Raw genomic sequence first — 22,075 nt, 5'->3', positions numbered from 1 at the left:
TATAATCAATCATTTGTCATTGATAACTTTTTTCAAAAATGGTAATATATTAAATATAATAGATACTAAAAACGACAAAACGACAAAACGACAAAACGACAAAACAACAAAATAATAAAATAATGGAATATCAGGATAGAATACAAGATAGTAAATAGTTAAAAATATTAAATAGCTGAAATTTTAAAAAAATTAAAATAAGAAATAGGGAGGTTTTTATGTTTGAGCATATAGGAAATTTGCTGATATGGATTATTTCCATAGAACATATTCATATGGCAATATATATAGGATTTCTTATCGCGATACTGGTTTCCGAGAAAACGCCTGAAAGCATGGTGGCGTGGATATTTACAATTACCGTATTCCCTATTTTCGGTTTTTTTCTATATATTATTTTTGGAATAAATTGGAGAAAAAGGAAAATATCCAATCTTAAAAATAAAAAAAAGAGAGACAGTATACTGGGCGGTTTTTCAGGACTGTTTATGAAGTATGATCCGACAGAGATCTTTAATTCAAAAGAGTTGAGGATAAAAAATCTTGATACAAAAATGAAAGAAATAAATATCGGTAATCAGGAAAAAGAAATAGTAAAACTTCTCTATGAGTCGGAAAGGACATTTCTGACAAAAAACAATTCGTATAAATTATTTTATGAAGGGAAAGAAGCTTTTGATTCGATTATTAAAGATTTGGAAGAAGCCAAGAAAACTATTTATATGGAATATTTCATATGGCGTTCCGATGAACTTGGGGAAAGAATAAAAAATCTGTTAGTAAAAAAAGCAAAAGAAGGCTTGGAAATAAAGCTTTTGTTTGACGGATTAGGCTCTATGGGAACTATTTCCGGAAAATACAGAAAAGAACTTGCAGAAGTGGGAGTAGAATTCAGATATTTTCTGGATATAAAGTATACAATACTGAAATCCAATTATAGAAATCACAGAAAAATGACAATCATTGATAATAAAATATTACATACAGGCGGAATGAACCTTGGAGAAGAGTATATAACAGGCGGAAAAAGATTTGAGACATGGAGAGATACAAATATAAGAATTACAGGAGAGCAAATAATAGATTATCTTGTGATATTTTTTACGGACTGGTTGAATAGCGGAGGAAAACAGGATTTTGAAAAAGAGGAAATGGAAAATATAATTAAGGAAAACAAAATGGAAAATACAGAGCCGTATTTGATGCAGGTTTCATCAAGCGGTCCTGATACGGTTTGGACTTCATTGAAGTATATGTACTCAAAAATGATAAGCATTGCGGAAAAAGAAGTACTTATCCAGAGCCCGTATTTTATACCTGACACTTCTCTTATGTCCCAATTACAGATTGCATCTCTTTCAGGAGTCAAAATAAAACTCATGATAACAGGCGTTCCTGATAAAAAAATTCCTTACTGGATTGCTGAAACATACTTTGAGGAATTATTGAAAGCAGGAGTAAAGATATACAGATATAAAGCAGGATTTATGCACTGCAAAAATATTGTAACGGACGGGAAAATCTCCACAATGGGGACATGTAATTTTGATATGAGAAGTTTTGAAATAAATTATGAAATAAACTCGGTTTTTTATAATGAAGAGATAAGCAGGAATATAAGGGATCAGTTTTATGAAGATTTGAAAAAATGCGAGCAAATAAAAGAGAAAAATCTCAAGAAAACTGTATTCTGGAGAAAAATAAGAAATTCATTGTTTAAAGTAATATCACCTATAATGTAAAACATAATAAAAATACGGGCTAATATTATACTTTAGATATCTGTCATAATTAAATATTTAGATAAATATTATAAAAAGGAAAATACTATGAAAGAAAAAAATATGAAAGAAGAAAATAAATTTGTTGAAGATGGAATAGTTTTACTGAATAAAGATAGGGGCATAAGCTCTTTTGCGGCAATCAATAAGCTGAAAAAAGAAATAAATGCTATAAAAACGGGTCATGCGGGAACTCTTGACCCCATGGCTGAAGGACTTTTAATCGTAATGATTAACGGAGCTACAAAATTTTCAGATGACTTGATGAAAAAGGATAAGGAATATTATGTAGAATTGGAATTGGGCTATGAAACTGATACTTATGACGCCGAAGGAATAACAGTCAGTAAATATAACGGAGAAATCAAAATTTCCGAAGAAAAGGCTGTTGAAGTAATTAACAGTTTTATAGGTGAAATAGAACAGATACCTCCTATGTATTCGGCAATAAAAGTAAATGGCGAAAAATTATACGAGCTTGCGAGAAAAGGAATAGAAACAGACAGGAAATCAAGAAAGATAAGAATAAATACGATTTCCGAAATAAAAATTGATGAAAAAAATCCTAAAAAAATATCTTTTTTCACAAATGTAAGCAGTGGAACTTACATAAGAACTCTTGTGAGGGATATAGGAAACAAATTGGGATTTTATGCGACTATGACAAAACTTGTAAGGACTAAAATAGATAAATTTGATATAAAAGATGCCGTTACAATAAGTGAAGTTAAAAAAAATGCCGAAAGTTCCGACGTTGAAAAAACAAAGAAAATAATTAATTTTAAGAATATTGAGCATATTTTTAACTACGACAGAATGGCTGTAAATGAAGAAAAATATAAAAAATTGAAAAATGGAATGACCGTTCTGTTTAAAAAAAATAAATTTAAAAAAATAGAAAAAATAACTGAAAATAAAAGATATAAAATATATCTAAAAAATAAAACGGATGAAAAATCTGAATTTAAAGGGATAGCAAAAGTCATGAAAATAGGAACGGATATGATTTATATAAAAAGAGAAAAATATTTTCTCTAAAACTAAAATAACATTTTTTATTTAAAAAAAGCCTTTTTTTAAATACATAAAAATAATATATTCTATCATTAATAAATTATTACATTACATAAAGTTTTCAAACTATTTGTACATTGAAAAGATAACAATTGTATGTTATAATTAAAAACGTTAAAAAATATTGGAAACAGGTGAAGTATGAGAATATTAGGTATCGACCCGGGGACTGCCATAGTAGGTTATTCGGTTATCGACTTTGAAAAAGGGAAATACAAAGTTCTTGATTACGGCTGTATTTATACTGATAAAGATGAAGATATGCCTGTCAGACTCGAAAAAATCTATGACGGACTGGATAATATAATAAAATTATGGAATCCTTCCGATATGGCAATAGAAGAACTGTATTTTTTTAAAAATCAGAAAACAATAGTAAAAGTAGGCCAGGCAAGGGGAGTGATAACTCTGGTCGGGCAGAAAAATGGAATGAATATTTATAGCTATACACCATTACAGGTAAAAATGGGAATAGCAAGTTATGGTCGGGCAGAAAAAAAACAGATACAGGAAATGGTGAAAATTATACTGAAATTGGATGAGATACCTAAGCCCGATGATGCTGCGGATGCTCTGGCAATTGCAATAACTCATATTAATTCAAAAAACGGGTTTGGAGGATTTTCCAGAGGAGATAATATTACTAAAAAACTTGAGAAATTAAATACAGGAAAAATAAAACTGTCAGATTATAAAAAACTGATGGGGTAGAAAAATGAAGAGAAAAATTTGAAAGGTAATGAGATTAAATGAATATTGTTCTGTTCAATCCTGAGATTCCCTACAATACAGGAAATATAGGAAGAACATGTGTTTTGACAAATACAAAGCTTCATCTGATAAAACCTCTGGGCTTTTCCTTAGATGAAAAGGCTGTAAAAAGGTCAGGACTTGATTATTGGAAAGATGTACAGCTTTATATCTGGGAAGATTTTGAGCATTTTATGAAAGAAAATATTGAAAATAAAAATGTAAATTTATACTTCGCAACTACAAAGACGGAAAGAAAATATTCCGATGTGCGATACAGCAAGAATGATTATATTATGTTCGGACCGGAATCAAGGGGAATTCCTGAAGATATACTGAATAAATACAGTGAAAATAATATTACAATACCTATGCTGCCGTTAGGACGTTCCATAAATCTTTCAAATTCAGCGGCAATTATACTATACGAAGCATTAAGACAGAATAATTTTGAATATTAATATATTAAGGAGGAAGTTGAATTTTTTTAAATAATTAAATAATATAGTTTTTAAATAACATAGAATATTTAATTATTGGTATAGATATTTAAATAATACAGATATTATAAAAATTCAATATTAAAGTAGAATGAAACAATATTTAGACCTTGTAAAATATGTGTTGGATAATGGAGTCAAAAAGGAAAACAGAACCGGAGTGGATACAATTTCTACTTTTGCGTATACTTATAAAGTTGATTTAAGCGAGGGATTTCCGTTGCTTACGACAAAAAAAATGTATTTTAACTCTATGCTCCATGAACTTTTTTGGTATCTGACAGGTGAGGAACATATAAAAAATTTGAGAACAAAGACAAAGATATGGGACGCATGGGCAGATGAAGAGGGTAGACTTGAAACTGCGTACGGCAGATTTTGGAGAAGATATCCTGTTCCTGAAATCTCTTTGGACGGTGAAGTATTTGCGGATGAAAATAATAAATGGACAACGAGGGAAAAAAACGGGCAACTTGTATTTGACCAGATACAGTACATTATAGATACATTGAAAGAAATGAAAACCAATCCTAACCATAAAAATGGCAGAAGACTGATAGTTCTTGCATGGAATCCAGGAAATGCCGTAATAAGTAAATTACCTCCGTGCCATTATACATTTGCATTTAATGTATTGGGAAATAAACTGAATTGTCATTTGACCCAGAGAAGTGGGGATATAGCTTTGGGAATACCTTTTAATCTTGCCTGTTATTCTTTGCTTACGATGATGATAGCCAAGGAATGCGGATATGAACTTGGGGAGTTTTCCCATACGATAATAGACGCTCATATTTATGAAAATCATATTGAAGGACTGAAAGAGCAGCTGAAAAGAAAGCCTATGAAACTTTCAAAAATTAAGATAGCTGATAAGCCTTTTAATGAACTGACTTTTGAAGATATAACATTGGAAGAGTATGAAAGTCATCCTCTAATAAAGTTTGAAGTCGCAGTCTGATACATTTGAATTTTTTATAATAATACAGGAAAGGGTAATATGTTTAGTATAATAGTAGCTATAGGTAAAAATGGGGAAATAGGTAAAAAGAATAAACTGTTATGGCATATTCCCGAAGATTTGAAAAATTTTAAAAAGATAACTACAGGTAAAACAGTCATAATGGGAAGAAAAACTTTTGAAAGCATAGGAAAACCTCTGCCTGACAGAAGAAACATAGTTGTATCAAGAACTTTGAAGAAAAAAGCGGGGGAGAAAAAATTAGAAATTGAAGTATATGATGATTTTGGAAAAATAATAAAAGATTTTCAAAATTTGAAAGAAGAAGTGTTTATAATAGGAGGAGAAGAAATATATAAATCAGCTTTGAATTATGCGGACAGATTGTATATAAGTTATATGGAATATTCAGATAGTGAAGCAGATGCTTATTTTCCTGAAATAAATTATAATGAATGGGAAAAAATGGAAGAGAAAAAGTTTGAAAATTGGAAATTTTGTATGTACAGAAGGAAATAAAATATTAGAAATAAAATATTTAAATAAATGGGAGAGAAATTATGCCGAAAATAAAATTTACCAAAAAGGACATAATCAAAGCTACTTATGAAATAATGAAACAGGAAGGAATAAAAAATATAAGTGCAAGGAAAATCGCCAGTAAGTTCAAGGGGTCAACAGCTCCAATCTACGCAAATTTTTCTACAATAGAAGAACTGAAAGATGAGATTATAAGATTGGCTGAAGAAAAATTGAATGAATATCTAAATGCGATTTATACTGATAAAACGGAAGTTGAAAGAAAAATACTTAATAATGCTATAGGATTTGTAGTATTTGCAAGAGAGGAAAAAGAACTTTACAGAGCTATTTTTCTCGACGGTTCCAAAGGATTCAAAGCTTTATTTGAGGAAACTATTACAAAGCTTTTGACAAAAGAAGAATTGCTGAAAAGTTTTCCTCAATTACCTGAAGAAGAAGCAAAACTGTCAGTTCTCAGATTATGGTATTTTCTTTACGGATATGCAACTTTAGTATGTACAAATGCTATTATGGATCAGACAAATGAAGTTATTGAAAACAGAATACTTGATATAGCCAAACACTTTAGGCAGCTTCATGGACTGGACTAATTCAAATGGTTAGCTGATTTGAAAAAAATAGATTTAATTTAAGAAATAGAAAAAAGACAGCGGATTGCGAAATAATTAAATTTGAAAAAATATGAAATTCGGAGAAATTATGAATAAATATAAACTTATGGGAATAATTTTTCATGGAATTTACAGAATGCTAAGTTTTATGACTAAAAAAGAATACTATTATGGAGAAAATGTAGATATTGATAAACAAAATATAGTAGTATTCTGGCACAGAAAAATATTTACAGTATGTAACGCAACAAGAATAATAAAAAAGAAAGCTTCTATAGTAAGTTCTTCAAAAGACGGAGAGATTTTGGCAGAACTGCTCAGGAGAGAGGGAAATGAACTTATTAGAGGTTCTTCCAATAAAGATAATATAAAAAGCCTGAAAGAAGCAGTAAGATATGCAAAAGACTGTTATACATTGGGAATAGCTATAGACGGACCTAAAGGTCCAATATTTGAACCTAAGGCGGGAGCGATATATATTGCTCAAAAAACGGGATTGCCTTTGCTTCCGGTAAGTTCTTACTGTAATAAAAAATGGATATTTAGAAATATATGGGATAGACTTGAAATTCCCAAGCCTTTTTCAAAAAACATTCATTATATAGGAGAGCCTTTTTATATATCAAAAGAAATGAATATGAAAGAAGCAACGGAAATTGTTAAAAACAATATTCATAAAGCAGGAAGAAGAGCTTACGAAATATACAGAAATAAGTATATAACAAAAAATAAACATGAAAATATAACTTAGAATAATAACTCAGGAGGAAGAAAAAATGTCCAATTCATTTTATATAACGACACCGATATATTATCCCAATGCAGCTCCTCATGTAGGTACGGCATATACGACAATTATATGTGATGTAATTGCAAGATATAAGAGAATAAAGGGATATGATGTTTCGTTTATGACAGGAGTAGACGAGCATGGTCAAAAAATACAGGAAGCAGCTGAAAAAAACGGATATACGCCTCAGCAATGGGTAGACAGGATGTCGCTAAATTTTACTACATTGTGGAAAAAACTGAATATATCCAATACTGATTACCTGAGAACAACTCAGGAAAGACATATAAACAGTGTAAAAGAAATAGTAAAAAGAGTAAATGAAAAAGGTGATATATATAGAGGAGAATATATAGGAAAATACAGTGTTTCCGAAGAAACATTCGTTCCTGAAAGTCAACTTGTAGACGGAAAATATATGGGGAAAGAAGTAATAGACGTAAAGGAAGTTTCTTATTTTTTCAGATTATCAAAATATCAGGATGCTCTTTTAAAATATATAGAAGAAAATCCTGATTTTATAAAGCCTGAAAGCAAAAAAAATGAAGTCGTTTCATTTATAAAACAGGGATTACAGGATTTATCAATATCGAGGACTACTTTTGACTGGGGTATACCCCTTGAAATTGAAGAAGGACATATAATATATGTATGGTTTGATGCACTGACTGTTTATCTGACAGGTGCAGAATTTCAGAAAGATGAAAATAAATTTGAGGAAATATGGTCAAATGGCAAGGTAACTCATGTTATAGGAAAGGATATATTGAGATTTCACGCTATAATATGGCCCGCAATGCTTATGTCGGCAGGGATAAAATTACCTGACACTGTAGCAGCACATGGCTGGTGGACTGTGGAAGGAGAAAAAATGTCCAAATCTTTGGGAAATGTTGTAAATCCTGAAGAAGAAATCGAAAAATACGGATTGGACGCATTCAGGTACTACCTGATGAGGGAAGCTACTTTCGGACAGGATGCAGATTATTCCAAAAAAGCTATGATACAGAGAATTAACTCCGATTTAGCCAATGATTTGGGAAATCTTTTAAACAGAACAATAGGAATGCAAAAGAAATATTTTAATTCGGAAGTAATTTTAAACGAAGTGGAAGATAAATACGATATTGAAGTAAAAGAACTGTGGAAAAAAACACTAACTGATGTGGATATTCATATGAATGAGTTCCAGTTTTCGGAAGTTCTGAAAGATATATGGAAATTTATAGGAAAGATGAACAAATATATCGATGAATGTGAACCTTGGAATTTGGCAAAAGATGAAAAAAATGTGGACAGATTGTCAACAGTAATGTATAATCTTGTAGATTCGTTATATAAAATTTCATTGCTGATTTCTCCATTTATGCCCGATACTGCTGAAAAAATGGTCGAACAGTTGGGATTAAAAGTGGATTTTGGCACATTAAAATTAAAAGATATCGAAAAATGGGGCAGCTATCCTGTAGGAAATAAGCTGAATGAAGCAGTACCTCTGTTTCCGAGAATAGAGATTGAAACTGAAGAAAAAAAAGAATATAATGAAAATCTGCATATAGAAAATCCTATAACGATTAATGATTTTGGAAAAGTTGATATCAAAGTTGTAGAGATACTGAAAGCGGATAAAGTGAAAAATGCCGATAAATTATTGAAATTTATAGTGAATACGGGAACTGAAAAAAGACAGATAATATCAGGGATCGCCAAATGGTATCCCGATGAGAAGGAACTTGTGGGTAAAAAAGTAATGGCTGTTTTGAATTTGGAGCCTGTAACTTTGAAAGGAGAAATTTCTCAGGGAATGCTTCTGACAGCAGCAGAAAAGAAAAAAATACGTCTGATTGAAATTCCTGATGAGGTAAAAATAGGGACTTCTATTAAGTAAAAATATTTTAAAATGTGAAGGATGATGAAAATATAACTATGAAAAAATTTATAGTGAGCATAATTTTATTTCCTCTAATATTTATAGCGTGTACAAAGTCTGAAAAAGGATATGATGCACTGGAAAAAGGATTATTGGGAATTCTTGAAAAAAAAGATGAAGAATATATATCGAAACATCTCGAAAAATCTGCAAAAGAGGGTAATGCAGATGCTTTCGGACTTGCTTATATTTACTGGCAAAATTCGGGAGAACAGTTTTTCGATAAATTTTTAAATAACAGTAAAGGGAATGCCGAATATTATAAGGCTCTCATAATGCAGGAAAAAAGCGGCGATGAAAAGGAAATTATCAGTATGCTTGAAAGTGCTGCAAAACAGGGGAATTATAGAGCTTATTATATATTGGGAAATATGTTTCAGGATAAACTTGAGTTTACAAAGGCACAGGAGTATCTGAAAAAGGGAAAAGAACAGGGAGAGATGTATTCATTGTATTCCTATGATTATAATAAAAATTTGACAGGAATATATAAGAAAATAGAAGAACTGAATAAAAAGCTGAAAAATGGGACAATAAATCCGGATGAGAAAAAAGAATTGGGAACTTTGGTTCTGGAAAAGTTTTCCAATTATGATATGTCCTATAACATATTAAAAGAATTTGTGGCTGAAAAATATCCTCCGGCATTATATTCCAAAGCAAAAAAGCTTGAAATGGAAAATAAAGACGAAGAGGCTATCCAGATATATAATCAGCTTTTTGCCAAAAACAGATATTATTTGGCATCATTTGAGCTGGCATATAAACTTGTAAATAACAATAAAAATTATGACCTTGCTATCAGAGTCCTCGAAGATACTAACTCTGATGACAGTTTAATTACAGGATATAAAGGTTTTATCTATGAAAATCTTAAAAAGTTTGACAAAGCCGAAGAAAACTACCTGAAAGCCGTACATAAAAATGATATTGACGTAATGCTCTATTTAGGAAGACTTTACGAAGAAGAGAAAAAGACTAAAAAAGCTAAAGAAATATACGCAAAGGCTTATTCATTAGGCTCCATTTCATCAGGATACAGTCTTGCAAATCTGATTGAAAGAACCGAAAAGGAGAAAACTGAAAAAAATAAGAAAAACAAAGCTCCTAAGAATAATAAAAATGCAAAAAAGATTTTGGAAAGACTGGCAGAAAATGGAAATGATTATTCAATGGTAGATTTGAGCCTATATTATCCCGAAAATGATAAAAATGTCAGAATATGGAACTTGAAAGCGGCAGTCAGACTGAATGAAACAGCTTTTCATAATTTAGGTGTATATTATTATAATAAAAAAGATAAAAACAAGGCAAAACTGTATTTTAAAATGGCAAAAGAGTATGGTTACCAGCTGGAACCTGAATACGAAGCATTTATAAGTATATAAAAGTAAAATTCAAAAAGAAATAAAAGAAAAATAAAGTAAAATTATAAAAAATTAAAATAAGAGGTGTACAATGAAAAAAATATTATTTTTAATAATGATAATGATTTTTGCAGTAGGATGTAGCAAAGAATTTTCAGCAAAAGTTGAACCTAATGAAAAGGTGCCTAATTTTCAGCTGGAAGATTTAAATGGTAAAAAACATGAAAGTTCTGAATTTTTAAAAGACGGTAAAAAAACGTTATTTATAGTAGCAGCGGAGTGGTGTCCTCATTGTAGGTCCGAAGCACCGGAAGTTCAGAAATTTTATGATGAATATAAAGACAAAGTAAATGTAGTAGTGGTGTATTCAAAAGTAAATTCAAGTCTTGAAGCAGTAAAGGAATATATAAAGAATAATGAATATACATTTCCTGCGTTTTATGACAGTCAGAATGAAATACTTTCAGGTTTTAAGGTGCAAGCATTTCCTTTTAATTTGAAAATAGACGGAGATAAAATAGGAAAAGTATACAAGGGTGAAGTAAGCTATGATTTACTCGTAGAAGAATTTACAAAATAATTATAATAAACTAATTATAAGATAATAAATAGCTTTACAAATAATGCTAAATATGGTATCATAACTTGAATTTTTTCTATGAACATAAGTTTGCCACTATGTTCTTGGATTAAATAATAAAAAATAGGAGGAAATATAAATGGCAATGAAATCAAAACAGGAAATCATCAACCAATTCGGTAAAAATGCACAGGATACAGGTTCATCAGACGTTCAGATAGCTCTGCTTACTGAGAGAATTAATCATCTGACGGAACATTTGAGAATACATCCTAAAGATGTCCACTCAAGGGTAGGTTTGCTAAAAATGGTAGGTAAAAGAAGAAGACTGTTAAACTATGTTAAAAATAAAAACGTGGACAACTACAGAGAGTTAATTGAAAAATTAGGAATAAGAAAATAGTTAATAAATATTGATATATTTTCAAAAGAAAAGAGAGCGTAGGTAATATGCTCTCTTTTATCTAAAGAAACTGTCCCAGAAATATAAAATTTTGATAAATAATATTTAATAAAATAATAAAATATATTTTTTACCATATATATTTTTAATATAAATTGAAGGAGATAAATTTATGAAGTATAACTTAAGAGAGAATATTACAGGTGGGATAGTTATTCTTTTTAAGAATATTATGTCCATTTTTCCGTTGAAATTTAGATATAAATTTTTTGAAAATATGGGAATGTTAGGATATTATTTGATAAAAAGGAGAAGAGAACTCACAATAAATAATATAAAACAGGCTTTTCCCGAGAAAGAAGAAAAAGAAATAATAAATATAGCAAAAGAATCTTATCGTACAATGGGAAAGATGATAATGACTTCCATTTATTTGAAAGAAATTACTTCAAATGGAAATACTTATGTGGAAAATGGGGAGCTTATGCTCGAAGCGACTAAAAATAATGATAAAGCTGTGATAATAGTTTCATTGCATTTAGGAGGATTTGAAGCGGGAAGTGTAATGAGAAATATAAGAAAGTTCTATGCGGTATTCAGAAAGCAAAAAAACAGAAAATTAAACGATTTAATGAATAAATGGCGTGAAGAAGGCGGGCTAAATCCAATAGCTCTAAGAGATACGGAAAACTTGAATAATGCACTTAGAAATAAGACTATAATTGCTCTGGCTTCAGACCATTTTGCTTCCGATATTCAGGTAGAATATTTCGGAAGAAAAACTACGGCAGTGTCAGGACCTGTCCTGTTGGGATTGAAATATAAAGTTCCTATTGTGCTTGCTTATTCAGTATTTGAAGGAAATAAAATAAAAATTATAAATAAGGAAATTATAGAAATAGAAAAAAAAGAAAATTTGAAAGAAACGGTAAATTTTAATATGCAGAAAATATTTTATAAATTTGAGGAAATAATAAGGGAGTATCCAGGGCAGTATATGTGGCAACATAATAGATGGAGAAATTGAAAAACAAACTCAAAAAAAACAATTTAATTATTTTATAGTCTTGAATAACAAAAAAAAGTATGATAAAATTAGAATAGCGAAATTTTTGGAGGAAAATATGAAAAAATATTTATTTCTACCAATTTTGTTGATTTTTATAAATTGCACTACTGTTAATTTAACTCGTATTGAGACTGATAAAATCAATACAGAGATTACAGATACTGTTGTAGAATTAAAAGAAGCTGCAAATTTTAATAAATATGATAAATTAGAAGAATTTTTTTTACCTACATTTAAAAATAATATTATTTTAAATAATATTAAGAAATATGACCTTTCAAAATTGACATTTATATTTTCAGAGGTAAAAGCTATTTCAAAAAACAGGGCTACCAGCGTAATGGTTATAAATTACGGCTCGGAAAGCAATTATTATATAGTAAAATGGAAAATGACAAATGAAGATGGACAATGGAAAATTTCAGATGTAGCGGAAAAAAAATAAGAAAGGAGAAGTATGCCGTTATCAATAGTAATATTATTGATTGTCATTTTTTCTTTTTTAGCTTTTTCTATAGCCTATTTTTTTGGAAGCTCCGTTTTCAAAAAAAAATATGGGGAACTCAGTGAGTTAGAATTAAGAATAGTTGATGCAAAAAGAAGATTGGAATCATCTAAAAAAGAAGTTGAAAGAGAAATAGAATCATTTAAAAAAGAAGAAACACTAAAAGTAAAAGAAACACTGCTGAATGAAAAAAAAATAGCAGATGAAGAAATAAAGAAAATGAAATCTGAAATAGTTTCAAAAGAAGAAAGACTTGCTAAAAAAGAAGAAACTCTTGAAACTAAAATGGAAAAACTTGAAGAAAAAGAAACAAAAGTTGAGAGACAGCGGGAAAAAATCTCAAGAAAAGAAATTGAATTAAATGAACTTATTCAGAAAGAATCGAGAGAACTTGAAAGAATTTCAGGATTAACAAAAGAAGACGCTTCAAAAATAATATTAACAAGACTTGAGAATGAACTTGACCATGATAAAGCTCTTCTCATAAGGGATTTTGAGTATAATCTTGACAGGGAAAAAGACAGAATATCCAAAAGAATTATCTCAACTGCAATAGGAAAGGCTTCTGCCGATTATGTAGTAGATTCGACAATCTCCGTTATACAGCTTCCAAGTGAAGAAATGAAAGGAAGAATAATTGGACGGGAAGGAAGAAATATAAGAGCAATAGAAGCAGCAACAGGTGTAGATTTGATAATAGACGATACTCCAGAAGCGGTAGTTCTCTCATCCTTTGACGGTGTCAGAAGGGAAGTGGCAAGGATAGCCCTTGAAAAATTGATTTCTGACGGAAGAATACACCCTACAAAAATAGAGGAAGTAGTTCAGAAAGCTCAGGATGAAGTTGAGGAAAGTGTGCTGGAAGCAGCCGAGCAGGCAATACTCGAAGTAGGAATACCGACACTCCCAAGGGAGGTATTGAAAGTATTCGGAAGACTGAAATTCAGAACATCATTTGGACAAAATATATTGCAGCATTCTATAGAAGTAGCACATATTGCAGCGGCATTGGCGGCAGAAGTGGGAGCCAATGTAGATGTAGCAAAAAGGGCAGGACTGCTCCATGACATAGGAAAAGCTTTTTCCCATGAACAGGAGGGTTCACACGCAATAAATGGAGGAGAATTTTTGAGAAAATTCTCCAAGGAAAATGAAATAGTAATAAACGCAGTTGAAGCTCACCATGATGAAGTAGAACAGTTAAGTGTGGAAGCTGTACTCGTTCAGGCAGCGGATTCTATTTCCGCTTCAAGGCCGGGAGCAAGAAGGGAAACATTATCAAATTATCTGAAAAGACTGGAGCAGCTCGAAGAAATAGCGAATAGTCATGAAGGAATTGAAAGTTCTTATGCAATTCAGGCAGGAAGAGAATTAAGACTGATTGTCCATCCTGACCAGATAAATGATGATAAGGCAGTTATTCTGTCAAGGGAAGTCGCAAAAGAGATAGAAGAAAAAATGCAGTATCCGGGACAAATAAAAGTAACAGTTATAAGAGAAACAAGAGCGGTAGAATACGCAAAATAATTAATATGGAAAATAATAAAATGAAATAATAAATCAAAGGGATTACTTAAAAATTACAAATATCTCTAATTCTGAAGATAATTCTAATTTAAGATAATCCCTGTTTTATTTACATAAAACCGTTCCAAAGGTTGAAAATCAATTTTATAAAAATATTAAAATGAAATTTCTCATTTTTCTTTAATGTTTATATGATATATTATTTGTGATATATGAATAAAAAACATAAAAAAAGATGATATAATGAAATAAATATAATAAATATTACAGTTAAAATTTAAAGGAGATGTAGAAATATGGAAAAAGGAATTAAAGTATTGTCATGCTTTCTATTTTTATTATTAGCGTTTACAGCTTTCGCAAATGACTGGGAATTTCAATCTCGGGGAGAGCATATTATACCTATTGAAATTTCAGAGGTTTCTATAAAAAAAGAAGTAATCAGAATGAAAATAACTGATGATGGAATGATTGTCAACGTGAGTTTTGTTTTTAACAGTCCCGAAGCTAAAAAGAAAATTATAGGATTTATCACTCCCGAGGGAGGATTTGATGAAGAGTATGATAATTATAACTGGGACGGAAAAATGCACTTTAAAGATTTTGCAACTGTAGTAAATGGAAAAACTATAAAATCCAATGTCGAAAAGATGAGTGCATTTTATAAGAAAAATCCTTTAAGTAAAGAAGAAATTAAAAAATATAATGTAAAAAAATATAAAGACAGTTACATCTATTTTTTTGAAGCAAATTTAAAAAAAGGTGAAAATATTGTAGAACACAGTTATCACTATTCAGGTTCCGGAGGAGTGGGAAGAGTCGATTATGAATATGTATGGACAACTATTTCCAAATGGAAAAATAAAAAAGTGGATGACTTTGAATTAATTATCGAGCCGGGAAACAGATTTATCACTTTACCTTATAGTTTCTGGAAAAATAATAAAAAAATAAATTGGGAGCTTGTAGGAGAAGGAAAAATGGACTATATAAAGGCTAATTATACTAAATCGAAAGAAAAAATTCCTGAAATTGTATATGCAAGACTGAAAAATGGATATATCAGATATAAGACATTAAATTTTTCTCCTGATGAGGAATTTAGAATGAAGGAAATAAAAAATTTCAGAGTTCAATATTACGGAGAAGCGGATAAAACATCAAAAGGATATAAAATAGCTGATAAATATTCTTTTATGAATTCTGAAGAAGATTTGAAGAAACTCACAGATAAAGAACTGGAAATCGTAAGAAATTATCCTTATGCCGAGGCAGGATATGATTTTTCAAAAAAGGAAATAAAAGATTATTTTTCCCAGTTTATATGGTATTATCCGATAAGTAAGGAAGTAAAAATTGATGATTTTATGAAAATGAGGGAAAACGCCGATAAAGTGTTAAAAGAAAGAGGGAAAAAATGAAATTTTTAGTAATAGGAGACATAGTCGGAGAACCGGGAAGAAATATCCTTTTCAAATATTTAGAGAAAAGAAAGCAGGATTATGATTTTATTATAGTAAACGGGGAAAATTCTGCCGGTGGATTCGGGATAACAGGAAAGATAGCAGACCAGATGTTTGCCCGTGGAGCCGATGTAATTACTTTAGGAAATCATAGTTGGGATAAAAAGGAAATATACACGTACATAAACGAAGAGAAAAGAATGATAAGACCTATAAACTTTGCAAAGGAAGCTCCCGGAAAAGGTTATACAATAGTTGAAAAAAAAGGTAAAAAGATAGCCGTCATAAATGCCCAAGCAAAAGTGTTTATGCCTCCTATTGCCTGTCCTTTTCTGGCACTGGATGAAATAATTCCCGAAATATTAAAAGAGACCAACATTGTCATCCTTGATTTTCATGGAGAAGCAACATCGGAAAAACAGGCAATGGGCTGGAATTTAAACGGAAAAGCTTCATTAGTATACGGAACACATACCCACGTCCAAACCGCTGATGAAAGAATATTGCCAGGAGGAACAGCTTATATAACCGACATAGGAATGACAGGAGGTCATGACGGAGTACTTGGGATGAATAAAAAGGAAAGCCTACAGAAATTTAAAGACGGTATGCCCTCGAGATATTCGGTCTGTGATGAAAATGTAAAGATAAACGGTATAGAAGTCGAAATCAATGAAAATACAGGAAAAGCCGAATCTATAAAAAGAATTAATATGCATTATAATGAGGTCTGATAATGAAATGGATAAAAGTCAAAGTAGATTATTTTTCAGATAATTCAGCGATTTCTAAAGGGAAAATTATAAATATTTTTGAAGAAATAGGAATAAAAGAAACTGAAGCTATAGATTATTTTTCAGATAATTCACTGGATTATAACAGAAATTTTAAAAATGAAAATAAAATATGGAGTATTGCAGGATATATAATCGACAACAGATTTTCAGGCTCAAAACTCAAAATAATAAATGAAAATCTTGAAAAATATGCTGATGAAAATGAAGATTTTGGATATGAAATATATACTTCCCGATGTTCTGACGACGACTGGAAAGATGAATGGAAAAAATATTTTCATACTGTAAAAATAACTGATAATATAATTATAAAACCAAGCTGGGACAGCTATGAAGCGACAGGAAATGAAAAAATCATCGAAATAGACCCGGGAATGGCTTTCGGAACGGGAACTCACGAAACTACAAGTCTATGTGTGGAATTTCTCGAAAAATATTCGAACGGAAGAAAAAAGTTACTTGATATTGGCTGCGGTTCAGGAATTCTAATGCTAATCGGAAAAAAAATCGGAATAGACAATGTAACAGGAATAGACATTGATAACAAAGTCGAGGAAGTAGTAAAAGAAAATTTTAGAAAAAATGATATTTTTGAAAATTTTGAAATTGTTATAGGAAATCTTGTCGACAATATAAACGACAAATATGATATAGTTGTATCAAATATATTAGTAGATGTATTGATTGAATTGCTTGAAAATATTGAAAAAGTACTGGAAAAGAATGCTATTGTAATATTTTCGGGAATTTTAAAAGAAAAAGAAGAAGAATTTGTTGAAAAAACAGAATTATACAAATTAAAAAATATTGACAGAAATGAAAAAAACAACTGGGTATCTTTAGTTTTTAAATATGAAGGAGAATAAAAATGATAATTGCCATTGACGGCCCTGCAGGAAGTGGAAAAAGCACTATTTCAAAATTGGTTGCCAAAGATTTAAACCTGATATATCTTGATACGGGAGCAATGTATCGTATGTTTACATTGAAACTGCTGAATGAAAAAGTTTCTTTTGAAGACAAGAAAAAAATAGAAAAATTACTTCAAAATCTAAATATTAATATAGATAAGGAAAGTTTCTTCCTTGACGGAAAAGATGTCAGCGAAGAAATAAGAAAATCGGATGTGTCGAAAAATGTCTCGAAAGTCGCAGCTATTAAAGAAGTAAGAGAAAAAATGGTGGATTTGCAAAGAAAATTTTCCCAATCGAAAGATGTCATACTTGACGGAAGGGACATAGGAACTGTTGTTTTTCCAAATGCGGATATAAAAATATATTTAGTGGCAGACCTCAAAGAAAGAGCCGAAAGAAGATACAGAGAAATGCTCGAAAAAGGTCAAAAAGTTTCTTTTGAAGAAATCTATAAAAACATAGCGGATAGGGATAAACTGGATTCCACAAGGGAGATTACTCCTTTAAAAAAGGCAGCCGATGCAGTTGAAGTCGATACTACCGCTAAAAGTATAGAGGAAGTAAAAAAAGAAATTTTAAATATATATAAAATTCAACAAGTTAATAAAAAAATATGAAAAATTAAAAATTATATTTAAAAAATACGTTATAAATACTGCATTTGAACCTTCAAATAACTATCTAAGTCAAAAAAAAGCTGGACAAATAAAAAAAATAGTGTATAATATCTATGAAAATAAAATAAAAAGAAATATATGGAGGTCAATAATATGTCAAAAAAAGAATTTGTAGAGGCTTACGCAAAATCAACTGGAGAAACTAAAAAAAGAGCTGAAGAATTAGTAAACGAATTCTTAGGAACTGTTGAAAAAGCTTTAGTTAAAGGAGAAACTGTTCAATTTGTCGGATGGGGAACATTCGGAGTACAAAAAAGAGCTGCAAGAACAGGAAGAAATCCTCAAACAGGAAAAGAAATCAAAATAGCTGCTAAAAAAGTAGTTAAATTTAAAGTTGGTAAAAAATTAGCTGATAAAGTAGCTAAATAGTAAATTTAAAAATTATCGGGCTGTTTTAACAGGATTAAACCTGTTAAGGCAGTCTTTTCTTTTTTTAAAGATTGAAATATGATATAATTATGTAAAAACATTGTTATAAATCGGAGAAAAAATGATAATATACAATATACTGAGATATTTTTTATATATGATAATTTTTATAGTTTCCATATTTAACAGGAAAATAAGAAAATTTTTTTGCAAAAGATTATCTCAAAATCTGAAAAATCAGGATTTTCTGAAAGAAGATGAAAAAGCAGTATTTATACATATGTCTTCCGTAGGGGAATTTAACCTGTCAAAAGAACTGATAGAGCAGCTGCTGAAAAAAAATGAGAAAATAATAATATCCGTTATGACTGATACAGGAAAAGAAGCAATAAAAAAGACTTATGAAAATAATGAAAATATAAAGATAATATATTTTCCGTTAGATGATTATTTTTTATTGAAAAAATTATATATGACATTCCAAATAAAAAAGACAATCATAATTGAAACTGAAATCTGGCCGAATCTATATTCAGTTTCCAAAAAATATTCGGAACTTTATATATTAAACGGCAGACTCACGGAAAAGAATTTAAAAACATACCTCAAAATAAAATTTTTAATAAAAAAGATACTGAATAAGGCAAAAAAAATAATGGTACAAAGTGAAGAAGATAAAACAAGATATTTAAATTTAGGAGTGGAAAAAGAAAAAATATATGTATTTAAAAATTTAAAATATTCCATAAAATATGAAATACTTTCCGAAGATAAGAGGAAAAATTATAAGGAAAACTATATAATTGACAACAGAAAAATAATAGTGTGCGGAAGTACACGTCCGGGAGAAGAAAAAATCTGGCTTGAAGTATTCAGGGAAATAAACAGGGATAATGAATACCAGTTAATATTTGTACCGAGACATTTGGAAAGAATACATGAAATTATTAACGACATAAAAGAAACCGATATAAAACAGTCAGATACAGGACAATTTGGAATAAGTCAAATTTCTGACAATAATAAGAAAAGCTATTCATTATTTTCGGAAAAAGAAAAAAGTGATATTATCATAGTTGATAAAATAGGAATATTGAGAGATTTTTATCAGCTTGCGGATTTTGTGTTTGTAGGAGGAACTCTTGTAAATATAGGAGGTCATTCTGTTCTGGAGCCTCTTTATTATGGAAAAATGCCCATAATAGGTCAGTATTATCAGAATATAGAGGAAATTGTGAAAGAAGCGGAAAAAATGAATTTTATAAAAATAGTAAAAAATAAGGATGAGATAATAGAATATTTAAAGAAATCGGAAATCATAGATACTTCGGAATTTTTTAGAAAAAATAATGAAATAGATAAAATTTTAAAAGAACTGTATAAATAGAAAAATTATATGAATACTGTATAAAATAATAAATTTTGTATAGATTCTGAATTTTATATAAAATAATGAAAGGAAATAAAAATTGGAAATAAAAGAAATTGGCGAAAAAATGGATGAAAAAGTAAATGAAAAATCGGAAGAAAACAGGAAGGAAATATGGCAATATTTTTTTGAAAAACCTAAAAAAAACTATAATAAATATATGTATGAAATGACTGAATATCCTGAATATCTTATATATGATAATGAAGAAGTGAACAGTCATAGAGGGAAATGGCAAAAATATTTTAAAAATGAGAATGATATATATCTTGAAATAGGTTGCGGAAGTGGAAATTTTACAGTGGGGAATGCAGAAAAATTTCAGGACAGAAATTATATAGCTCTCGAGTTGAGATTTAAAAGACTTGTAATGGGAGCAAGAAAATCAAAGAAAAGAAACTTGAAAAATATATTATTTATAAGAAAAAGAGGAGAAACAATACTTGATTTTATAGATGAAAATGAAATATCAGGAATATACATTAATTTTCCTGACCCTTGGGAAGGAGAAGAACATAAAAGAATTATAAGCAGAGAATTGTTTGAAAAACTGGATACAATCTTAAAAACAGGCGGGAAACTGTATTTCAAAACAGACCATAAGAAGTATTATGAAGATGTGCTTGAGCTGGTAAATAACATTAGCGGATATAATATTGTCTATCATACTGATGATTTACATAATACTGAAAAAGCTAAAGAAAATATAAAAACTGAGTTTGAGCAGATGTTTCTAAGTAAGCATAAGATGAATATAAAATATGTGGAGATAGAAAAGAAAAAATAAAAAGTAATTATTATATTAACTACAGGGTAAGAAAAAATTTTTATAAAAATTTGAAAAAAATATCTAAAAATATATAGAATTTTAAAAAATTCAAAATTGACAAAAATAATAAAATATGCTATATTATTACAGTATACGCATAAATTGGGTGGCTAATACCTATAATTTAGCGATTTTGAAATTTTGGAGGTGAACATAATGTTTGCAGTAATAAAAACAGGTGGAAAACAGTATAAAGTTGAAGTTGGAACTGTATTAAAAGTTGAAAAATTAGCCGCTGAAGTAGATTCAGATGTAGAAATTAAAGAAGTTTTATTAATCGGAGAAGGAGATAACGTAACTGTCGGAACTCCATTAGTAAATTCCGCTTCTGTTGTTGCTACAGTTAAAGAACACGGAAAAGGTAAAAAGAAGATTAATTTCAAATACAATAAAAAAACTTATTACAGAAAAAAAGGACACAGACAACAATATACAACTATTGAAATCAAATCAATCAATGCTTAATATTAAGTCGGAAAGCTGAATTTCAATGATAAGAATAGAAATCAGAAAAAAAAGTAAAAGAATTGTATATTTTGAAATTAAAGGTCATGCGGATTTTAAAGAATATGGGCAGGATATAATCTGTTCGGCAGTATCGGCAGTAGCTCAAATGACGTTGAACGGATTGCTTGAAGTATTGAAGCTGAAAAATCTTAAATATACTGAAAAAGAAGGATACATTTTCTGTGATTTGGAAAAGTCCGAATTAAGTAATGAAGAATATGATAAAGCCGATATTCTGACTGAAGCAATGTTTTTATACTTACAGGAAGTATCCAAAATATATGAAAAATATGTAAATTTAAAAATAAGGGAGGTATAAAAAATGATATTAAAATTAAACTTACAGTTATTTGCCTCAAAAAAAGGACAAGGTTCTACAAGAAACGGAAGAGATTCCAATCCTAAATACTTAGGTGTAAAAAAATATGACGGTGAATTAGTAAAAGCGGGAAATATAATAGTTAGACAAAGAGGAACTAAATTTCACGCCGGAACAAATGCCGGATTAGGAAAAGATTATACATTATTCGCATTGACTGACGGATATGTAAAATTTGAAAATTTCGGAAAAGGTAAAAAAAGAGTAAGCATATACGCTGAAAAAAAAGAAGCTTAATAATAACTGGAAATAAACAAAAAAAGGCAAAATCTTATAAAGATTTGTCTTTTTTATTTTATTAGAAAAGAGAATTTATAATA

At 29.7% G+C, this 22,075-nt stretch carries 25 protein-coding genes; all 25 read left to right on the top strand.

Going from position 1 to position 22,075, the window contains the following annotated elements:
* The first annotated feature begins 218 nt into the window (after positions 1-218).
* The 25 genes from cls to rpmA all read left to right on the top strand — a co-directional run bounded on the left by cls (position 219) and on the right by rpmA (position 21,992).
* On the top strand, positions 219-1,742 hold the full coding sequence (gene cls, locus ACO5J6_RS01575) for a cardiolipin synthase (RefSeq protein ID WP_485641603.1): 1,524 nt from the start codon (positions 219-221) through the stop codon (positions 1,740-1,742).
* Between the two features lie 87 nt (positions 1,743-1,829).
* Positions 1,830-2,819, top strand: a complete 990-nt coding sequence (truB, locus tag ACO5J6_RS01570) for a tRNA pseudouridine(55) synthase TruB (RefSeq protein ID WP_485641602.1) — start codon at positions 1,830-1,832, stop codon at positions 2,817-2,819.
* A gap of 177 nt (positions 2,820-2,996) precedes the next feature.
* A complete protein-coding gene (gene ruvC / locus ACO5J6_RS01565; protein ID WP_485641601.1) occupies positions 2,997-3,566 on the top strand; it encodes a crossover junction endodeoxyribonuclease RuvC in 570 nt (189 codons plus the stop codon).
* Positions 3,567-3,604: 38 nt separating this feature from the next.
* Positions 3,605-4,066, top strand: coding sequence for a tRNA (cytidine(34)-2'-O)-methyltransferase (locus ACO5J6_RS01560; protein WP_485641600.1), 462 nt, complete (start codon positions 3,605-3,607; stop codon positions 4,064-4,066).
* 130 nt (positions 4,067-4,196) lie between these two features.
* Positions 4,197-5,066 carry a thymidylate synthase gene (thyA, locus tag ACO5J6_RS01555; RefSeq protein WP_485641599.1) on the top strand — a complete coding sequence of 290 codons (870 nt, stop codon included), beginning with the start codon at positions 4,197-4,199 and terminating at the stop codon, positions 5,064-5,066.
* A gap of 39 nt (positions 5,067-5,105) precedes the next feature.
* A complete protein-coding gene (locus tag ACO5J6_RS01550; protein WP_485641598.1) occupies positions 5,106-5,585 on the top strand; it encodes a dihydrofolate reductase in 480 nt (159 codons plus the stop codon).
* 41 nt (positions 5,586-5,626) lie between these two features.
* Positions 5,627-6,199, top strand: coding sequence for a TetR/AcrR family transcriptional regulator (locus ACO5J6_RS01545; RefSeq protein WP_485641597.1), 573 nt, complete (start codon positions 5,627-5,629; stop codon positions 6,197-6,199).
* 109 nt (positions 6,200-6,308) lie between these two features.
* The gene (locus ACO5J6_RS01540; RefSeq protein WP_485641596.1) at positions 6,309-6,971 is read left to right on the top strand and encodes a lysophospholipid acyltransferase family protein; all 663 of its coding nucleotides are present in this window, start codon (positions 6,309-6,311) and stop codon (positions 6,969-6,971) included.
* A 25-nt stretch (positions 6,972-6,996) separates the two neighbouring features.
* Entirely contained in the window at positions 6,997-8,898 is a 1,902-nt protein-coding gene (gene metG / locus ACO5J6_RS01535; protein WP_485641595.1) for a methionine--tRNA ligase, read from the top strand.
* A 38-nt stretch (positions 8,899-8,936) separates the two neighbouring features.
* Positions 8,937-10,328: a tetratricopeptide repeat protein gene (locus tag ACO5J6_RS01530; RefSeq protein ID WP_485641594.1), complete on the top strand. Its 1,392-nt coding sequence runs from the start codon at positions 8,937-8,939 to the stop codon at positions 10,326-10,328.
* A gap of 70 nt (positions 10,329-10,398) precedes the next feature.
* Positions 10,399-10,887 carry a TlpA family protein disulfide reductase gene (locus ACO5J6_RS01525; protein WP_485641593.1) on the top strand — a complete coding sequence of 163 codons (489 nt, stop codon included), beginning with the start codon at positions 10,399-10,401 and terminating at the stop codon, positions 10,885-10,887.
* Positions 10,888-11,026: 139 nt separating this feature from the next.
* Complete coding sequence (rpsO, locus tag ACO5J6_RS01520; protein WP_485641592.1) at positions 11,027-11,290, top strand: 30S ribosomal protein S15; 264 nt, start codon at positions 11,027-11,029, stop codon at positions 11,288-11,290.
* Between the two features lie 172 nt (positions 11,291-11,462).
* Positions 11,463-12,317, top strand: a complete 855-nt coding sequence (locus ACO5J6_RS01515) for a lysophospholipid acyltransferase family protein (RefSeq protein ID WP_485641591.1) — start codon at positions 11,463-11,465, stop codon at positions 12,315-12,317.
* Positions 12,318-12,414: 97 nt separating this feature from the next.
* A complete protein-coding gene (locus tag ACO5J6_RS01510) occupies positions 12,415-12,804 on the top strand; it encodes a hypothetical protein (RefSeq protein ID WP_485641590.1) in 390 nt (129 codons plus the stop codon).
* A 12-nt stretch (positions 12,805-12,816) separates the two neighbouring features.
* Positions 12,817-14,391, top strand: a complete 1,575-nt coding sequence (gene rny, locus ACO5J6_RS01505) for a ribonuclease Y (RefSeq protein WP_485641589.1) — start codon at positions 12,817-12,819, stop codon at positions 14,389-14,391.
* Between the two features lie 296 nt (positions 14,392-14,687).
* Entirely contained in the window at positions 14,688-15,812 is a 1,125-nt protein-coding gene (locus ACO5J6_RS01500; protein ID WP_485641588.1) for a YARHG domain-containing protein, read from the top strand.
* Positions 15,809-16,588, top strand: a complete 780-nt coding sequence (locus tag ACO5J6_RS01495) for a TIGR00282 family metallophosphoesterase (protein ID WP_485641587.1) — start codon at positions 15,809-15,811, stop codon at positions 16,586-16,588. Before ACO5J6_RS01500 ends, ACO5J6_RS01495 begins: the two co-directional genes overlap by 4 nt.
* Before the next feature lie 2 nt (positions 16,589-16,590).
* The gene (gene prmA, locus ACO5J6_RS01490; protein WP_485641586.1) at positions 16,591-17,517 is read left to right on the top strand and encodes a 50S ribosomal protein L11 methyltransferase; all 927 of its coding nucleotides are present in this window, start codon (positions 16,591-16,593) and stop codon (positions 17,515-17,517) included.
* Positions 17,518-17,519: 2 nt separating this feature from the next.
* On the top strand, positions 17,520-18,182 hold the full coding sequence (gene cmk / locus ACO5J6_RS01485) for a (d)CMP kinase (RefSeq protein WP_485641585.1): 663 nt from the start codon (positions 17,520-17,522) through the stop codon (positions 18,180-18,182).
* A gap of 153 nt (positions 18,183-18,335) precedes the next feature.
* Complete coding sequence (locus ACO5J6_RS01480; protein ID WP_485641584.1) at positions 18,336-18,611, top strand: HU family DNA-binding protein; 276 nt, start codon at positions 18,336-18,338, stop codon at positions 18,609-18,611.
* Positions 18,612-18,732: 121 nt separating this feature from the next.
* A complete protein-coding gene (locus ACO5J6_RS01475) occupies positions 18,733-19,998 on the top strand; it encodes a 3-deoxy-D-manno-octulosonic acid transferase (protein WP_485641583.1) in 1,266 nt (421 codons plus the stop codon).
* A gap of 109 nt (positions 19,999-20,107) precedes the next feature.
* Complete coding sequence (trmB, locus tag ACO5J6_RS01470; RefSeq protein WP_485641656.1) at positions 20,108-20,827, top strand: tRNA (guanosine(46)-N7)-methyltransferase TrmB; 720 nt, start codon at positions 20,108-20,110, stop codon at positions 20,825-20,827.
* Between the two features lie 198 nt (positions 20,828-21,025).
* On the top strand, positions 21,026-21,334 hold the full coding sequence (gene rplU / locus ACO5J6_RS01465; protein WP_485641582.1) for a 50S ribosomal protein L21: 309 nt from the start codon (positions 21,026-21,028) through the stop codon (positions 21,332-21,334).
* 25 nt (positions 21,335-21,359) lie between these two features.
* Entirely contained in the window at positions 21,360-21,695 is a 336-nt protein-coding gene (locus ACO5J6_RS01460; protein WP_485641581.1) for a ribosomal-processing cysteine protease Prp, read from the top strand.
* Positions 21,696-21,698: 3 nt separating this feature from the next.
* The gene (rpmA, locus tag ACO5J6_RS01455; protein WP_485641580.1) at positions 21,699-21,992 is read left to right on the top strand and encodes a 50S ribosomal protein L27; all 294 of its coding nucleotides are present in this window, start codon (positions 21,699-21,701) and stop codon (positions 21,990-21,992) included.
* Positions 21,993-22,075: the final 83 nt, after the last annotated feature.

It is taken from the genome of Pseudoleptotrichia sp. (genome assembly GCF_057270515.1).
Note: the sequence above shows the minus strand (reverse complement) of the source record. Positions and strands in the feature narration are given on the sequence as shown.

Excerpts from the sequence above, each read along its gene's own strand:
- cls (WP_485641603.1), top strand. The coding sequence starts at position 219 with ATGTTTGAGCATATAGGAAATTTGCTGATATGGATTATTTCCATAGAA.
- truB (WP_485641602.1), top strand. The coding sequence starts at position 1,830 with ATGAAAGAAAAAAATATGAAAGAAGAAAATAAATTTGTTGAAGATGGA.
- ruvC (WP_485641601.1), top strand. The coding sequence starts at position 2,997 with ATGAGAATATTAGGTATCGACCCGGGGACTGCCATAGTAGGTTATTCG.
- ACO5J6_RS01560 (WP_485641600.1), top strand. The coding sequence starts at position 3,605 with ATGAATATTGTTCTGTTCAATCCTGAGATTCCCTACAATACAGGAAAT.
- thyA (WP_485641599.1), top strand. The coding sequence starts at position 4,197 with ATGAAACAATATTTAGACCTTGTAAAATATGTGTTGGATAATGGAGTC.
- ACO5J6_RS01550 (WP_485641598.1), top strand. The coding sequence starts at position 5,106 with ATGTTTAGTATAATAGTAGCTATAGGTAAAAATGGGGAAATAGGTAAA.
- ACO5J6_RS01545 (WP_485641597.1), top strand. The coding sequence starts at position 5,627 with ATGCCGAAAATAAAATTTACCAAAAAGGACATAATCAAAGCTACTTAT.
- ACO5J6_RS01540 (WP_485641596.1), top strand. The coding sequence starts at position 6,309 with ATGAATAAATATAAACTTATGGGAATAATTTTTCATGGAATTTACAGA.
- metG (WP_485641595.1), top strand. The coding sequence starts at position 6,997 with ATGTCCAATTCATTTTATATAACGACACCGATATATTATCCCAATGCA.
- ACO5J6_RS01530 (WP_485641594.1), top strand. The coding sequence starts at position 8,937 with ATGAAAAAATTTATAGTGAGCATAATTTTATTTCCTCTAATATTTATA.
- ACO5J6_RS01525 (WP_485641593.1), top strand. The coding sequence starts at position 10,399 with ATGAAAAAAATATTATTTTTAATAATGATAATGATTTTTGCAGTAGGA.
- rpsO (WP_485641592.1), top strand. The coding sequence starts at position 11,027 with ATGGCAATGAAATCAAAACAGGAAATCATCAACCAATTCGGTAAAAAT.
- ACO5J6_RS01515 (WP_485641591.1), top strand. The coding sequence starts at position 11,463 with ATGAAGTATAACTTAAGAGAGAATATTACAGGTGGGATAGTTATTCTT.
- ACO5J6_RS01510 (WP_485641590.1), top strand. The coding sequence starts at position 12,415 with ATGAAAAAATATTTATTTCTACCAATTTTGTTGATTTTTATAAATTGC.
- rny (WP_485641589.1), top strand. The coding sequence starts at position 12,817 with ATGCCGTTATCAATAGTAATATTATTGATTGTCATTTTTTCTTTTTTA.
- ACO5J6_RS01500 (WP_485641588.1), top strand. The coding sequence starts at position 14,688 with ATGGAAAAAGGAATTAAAGTATTGTCATGCTTTCTATTTTTATTATTA.
- ACO5J6_RS01495 (WP_485641587.1), top strand. The coding sequence starts at position 15,809 with ATGAAATTTTTAGTAATAGGAGACATAGTCGGAGAACCGGGAAGAAAT.
- prmA (WP_485641586.1), top strand. The coding sequence starts at position 16,591 with ATGAAATGGATAAAAGTCAAAGTAGATTATTTTTCAGATAATTCAGCG.
- cmk (WP_485641585.1), top strand. The coding sequence starts at position 17,520 with ATGATAATTGCCATTGACGGCCCTGCAGGAAGTGGAAAAAGCACTATT.
- ACO5J6_RS01480 (WP_485641584.1), top strand. The coding sequence starts at position 18,336 with ATGTCAAAAAAAGAATTTGTAGAGGCTTACGCAAAATCAACTGGAGAA.
- ACO5J6_RS01475 (WP_485641583.1), top strand. The coding sequence starts at position 18,733 with ATGATAATATACAATATACTGAGATATTTTTTATATATGATAATTTTT.
- trmB (WP_485641656.1), top strand. The coding sequence starts at position 20,108 with ATGGATGAAAAAGTAAATGAAAAATCGGAAGAAAACAGGAAGGAAATA.
- rplU (WP_485641582.1), top strand. The coding sequence starts at position 21,026 with ATGTTTGCAGTAATAAAAACAGGTGGAAAACAGTATAAAGTTGAAGTT.
- ACO5J6_RS01460 (WP_485641581.1), top strand. The coding sequence starts at position 21,360 with ATGATAAGAATAGAAATCAGAAAAAAAAGTAAAAGAATTGTATATTTT.
- rpmA (WP_485641580.1), top strand. The coding sequence starts at position 21,699 with ATGATATTAAAATTAAACTTACAGTTATTTGCCTCAAAAAAAGGACAA.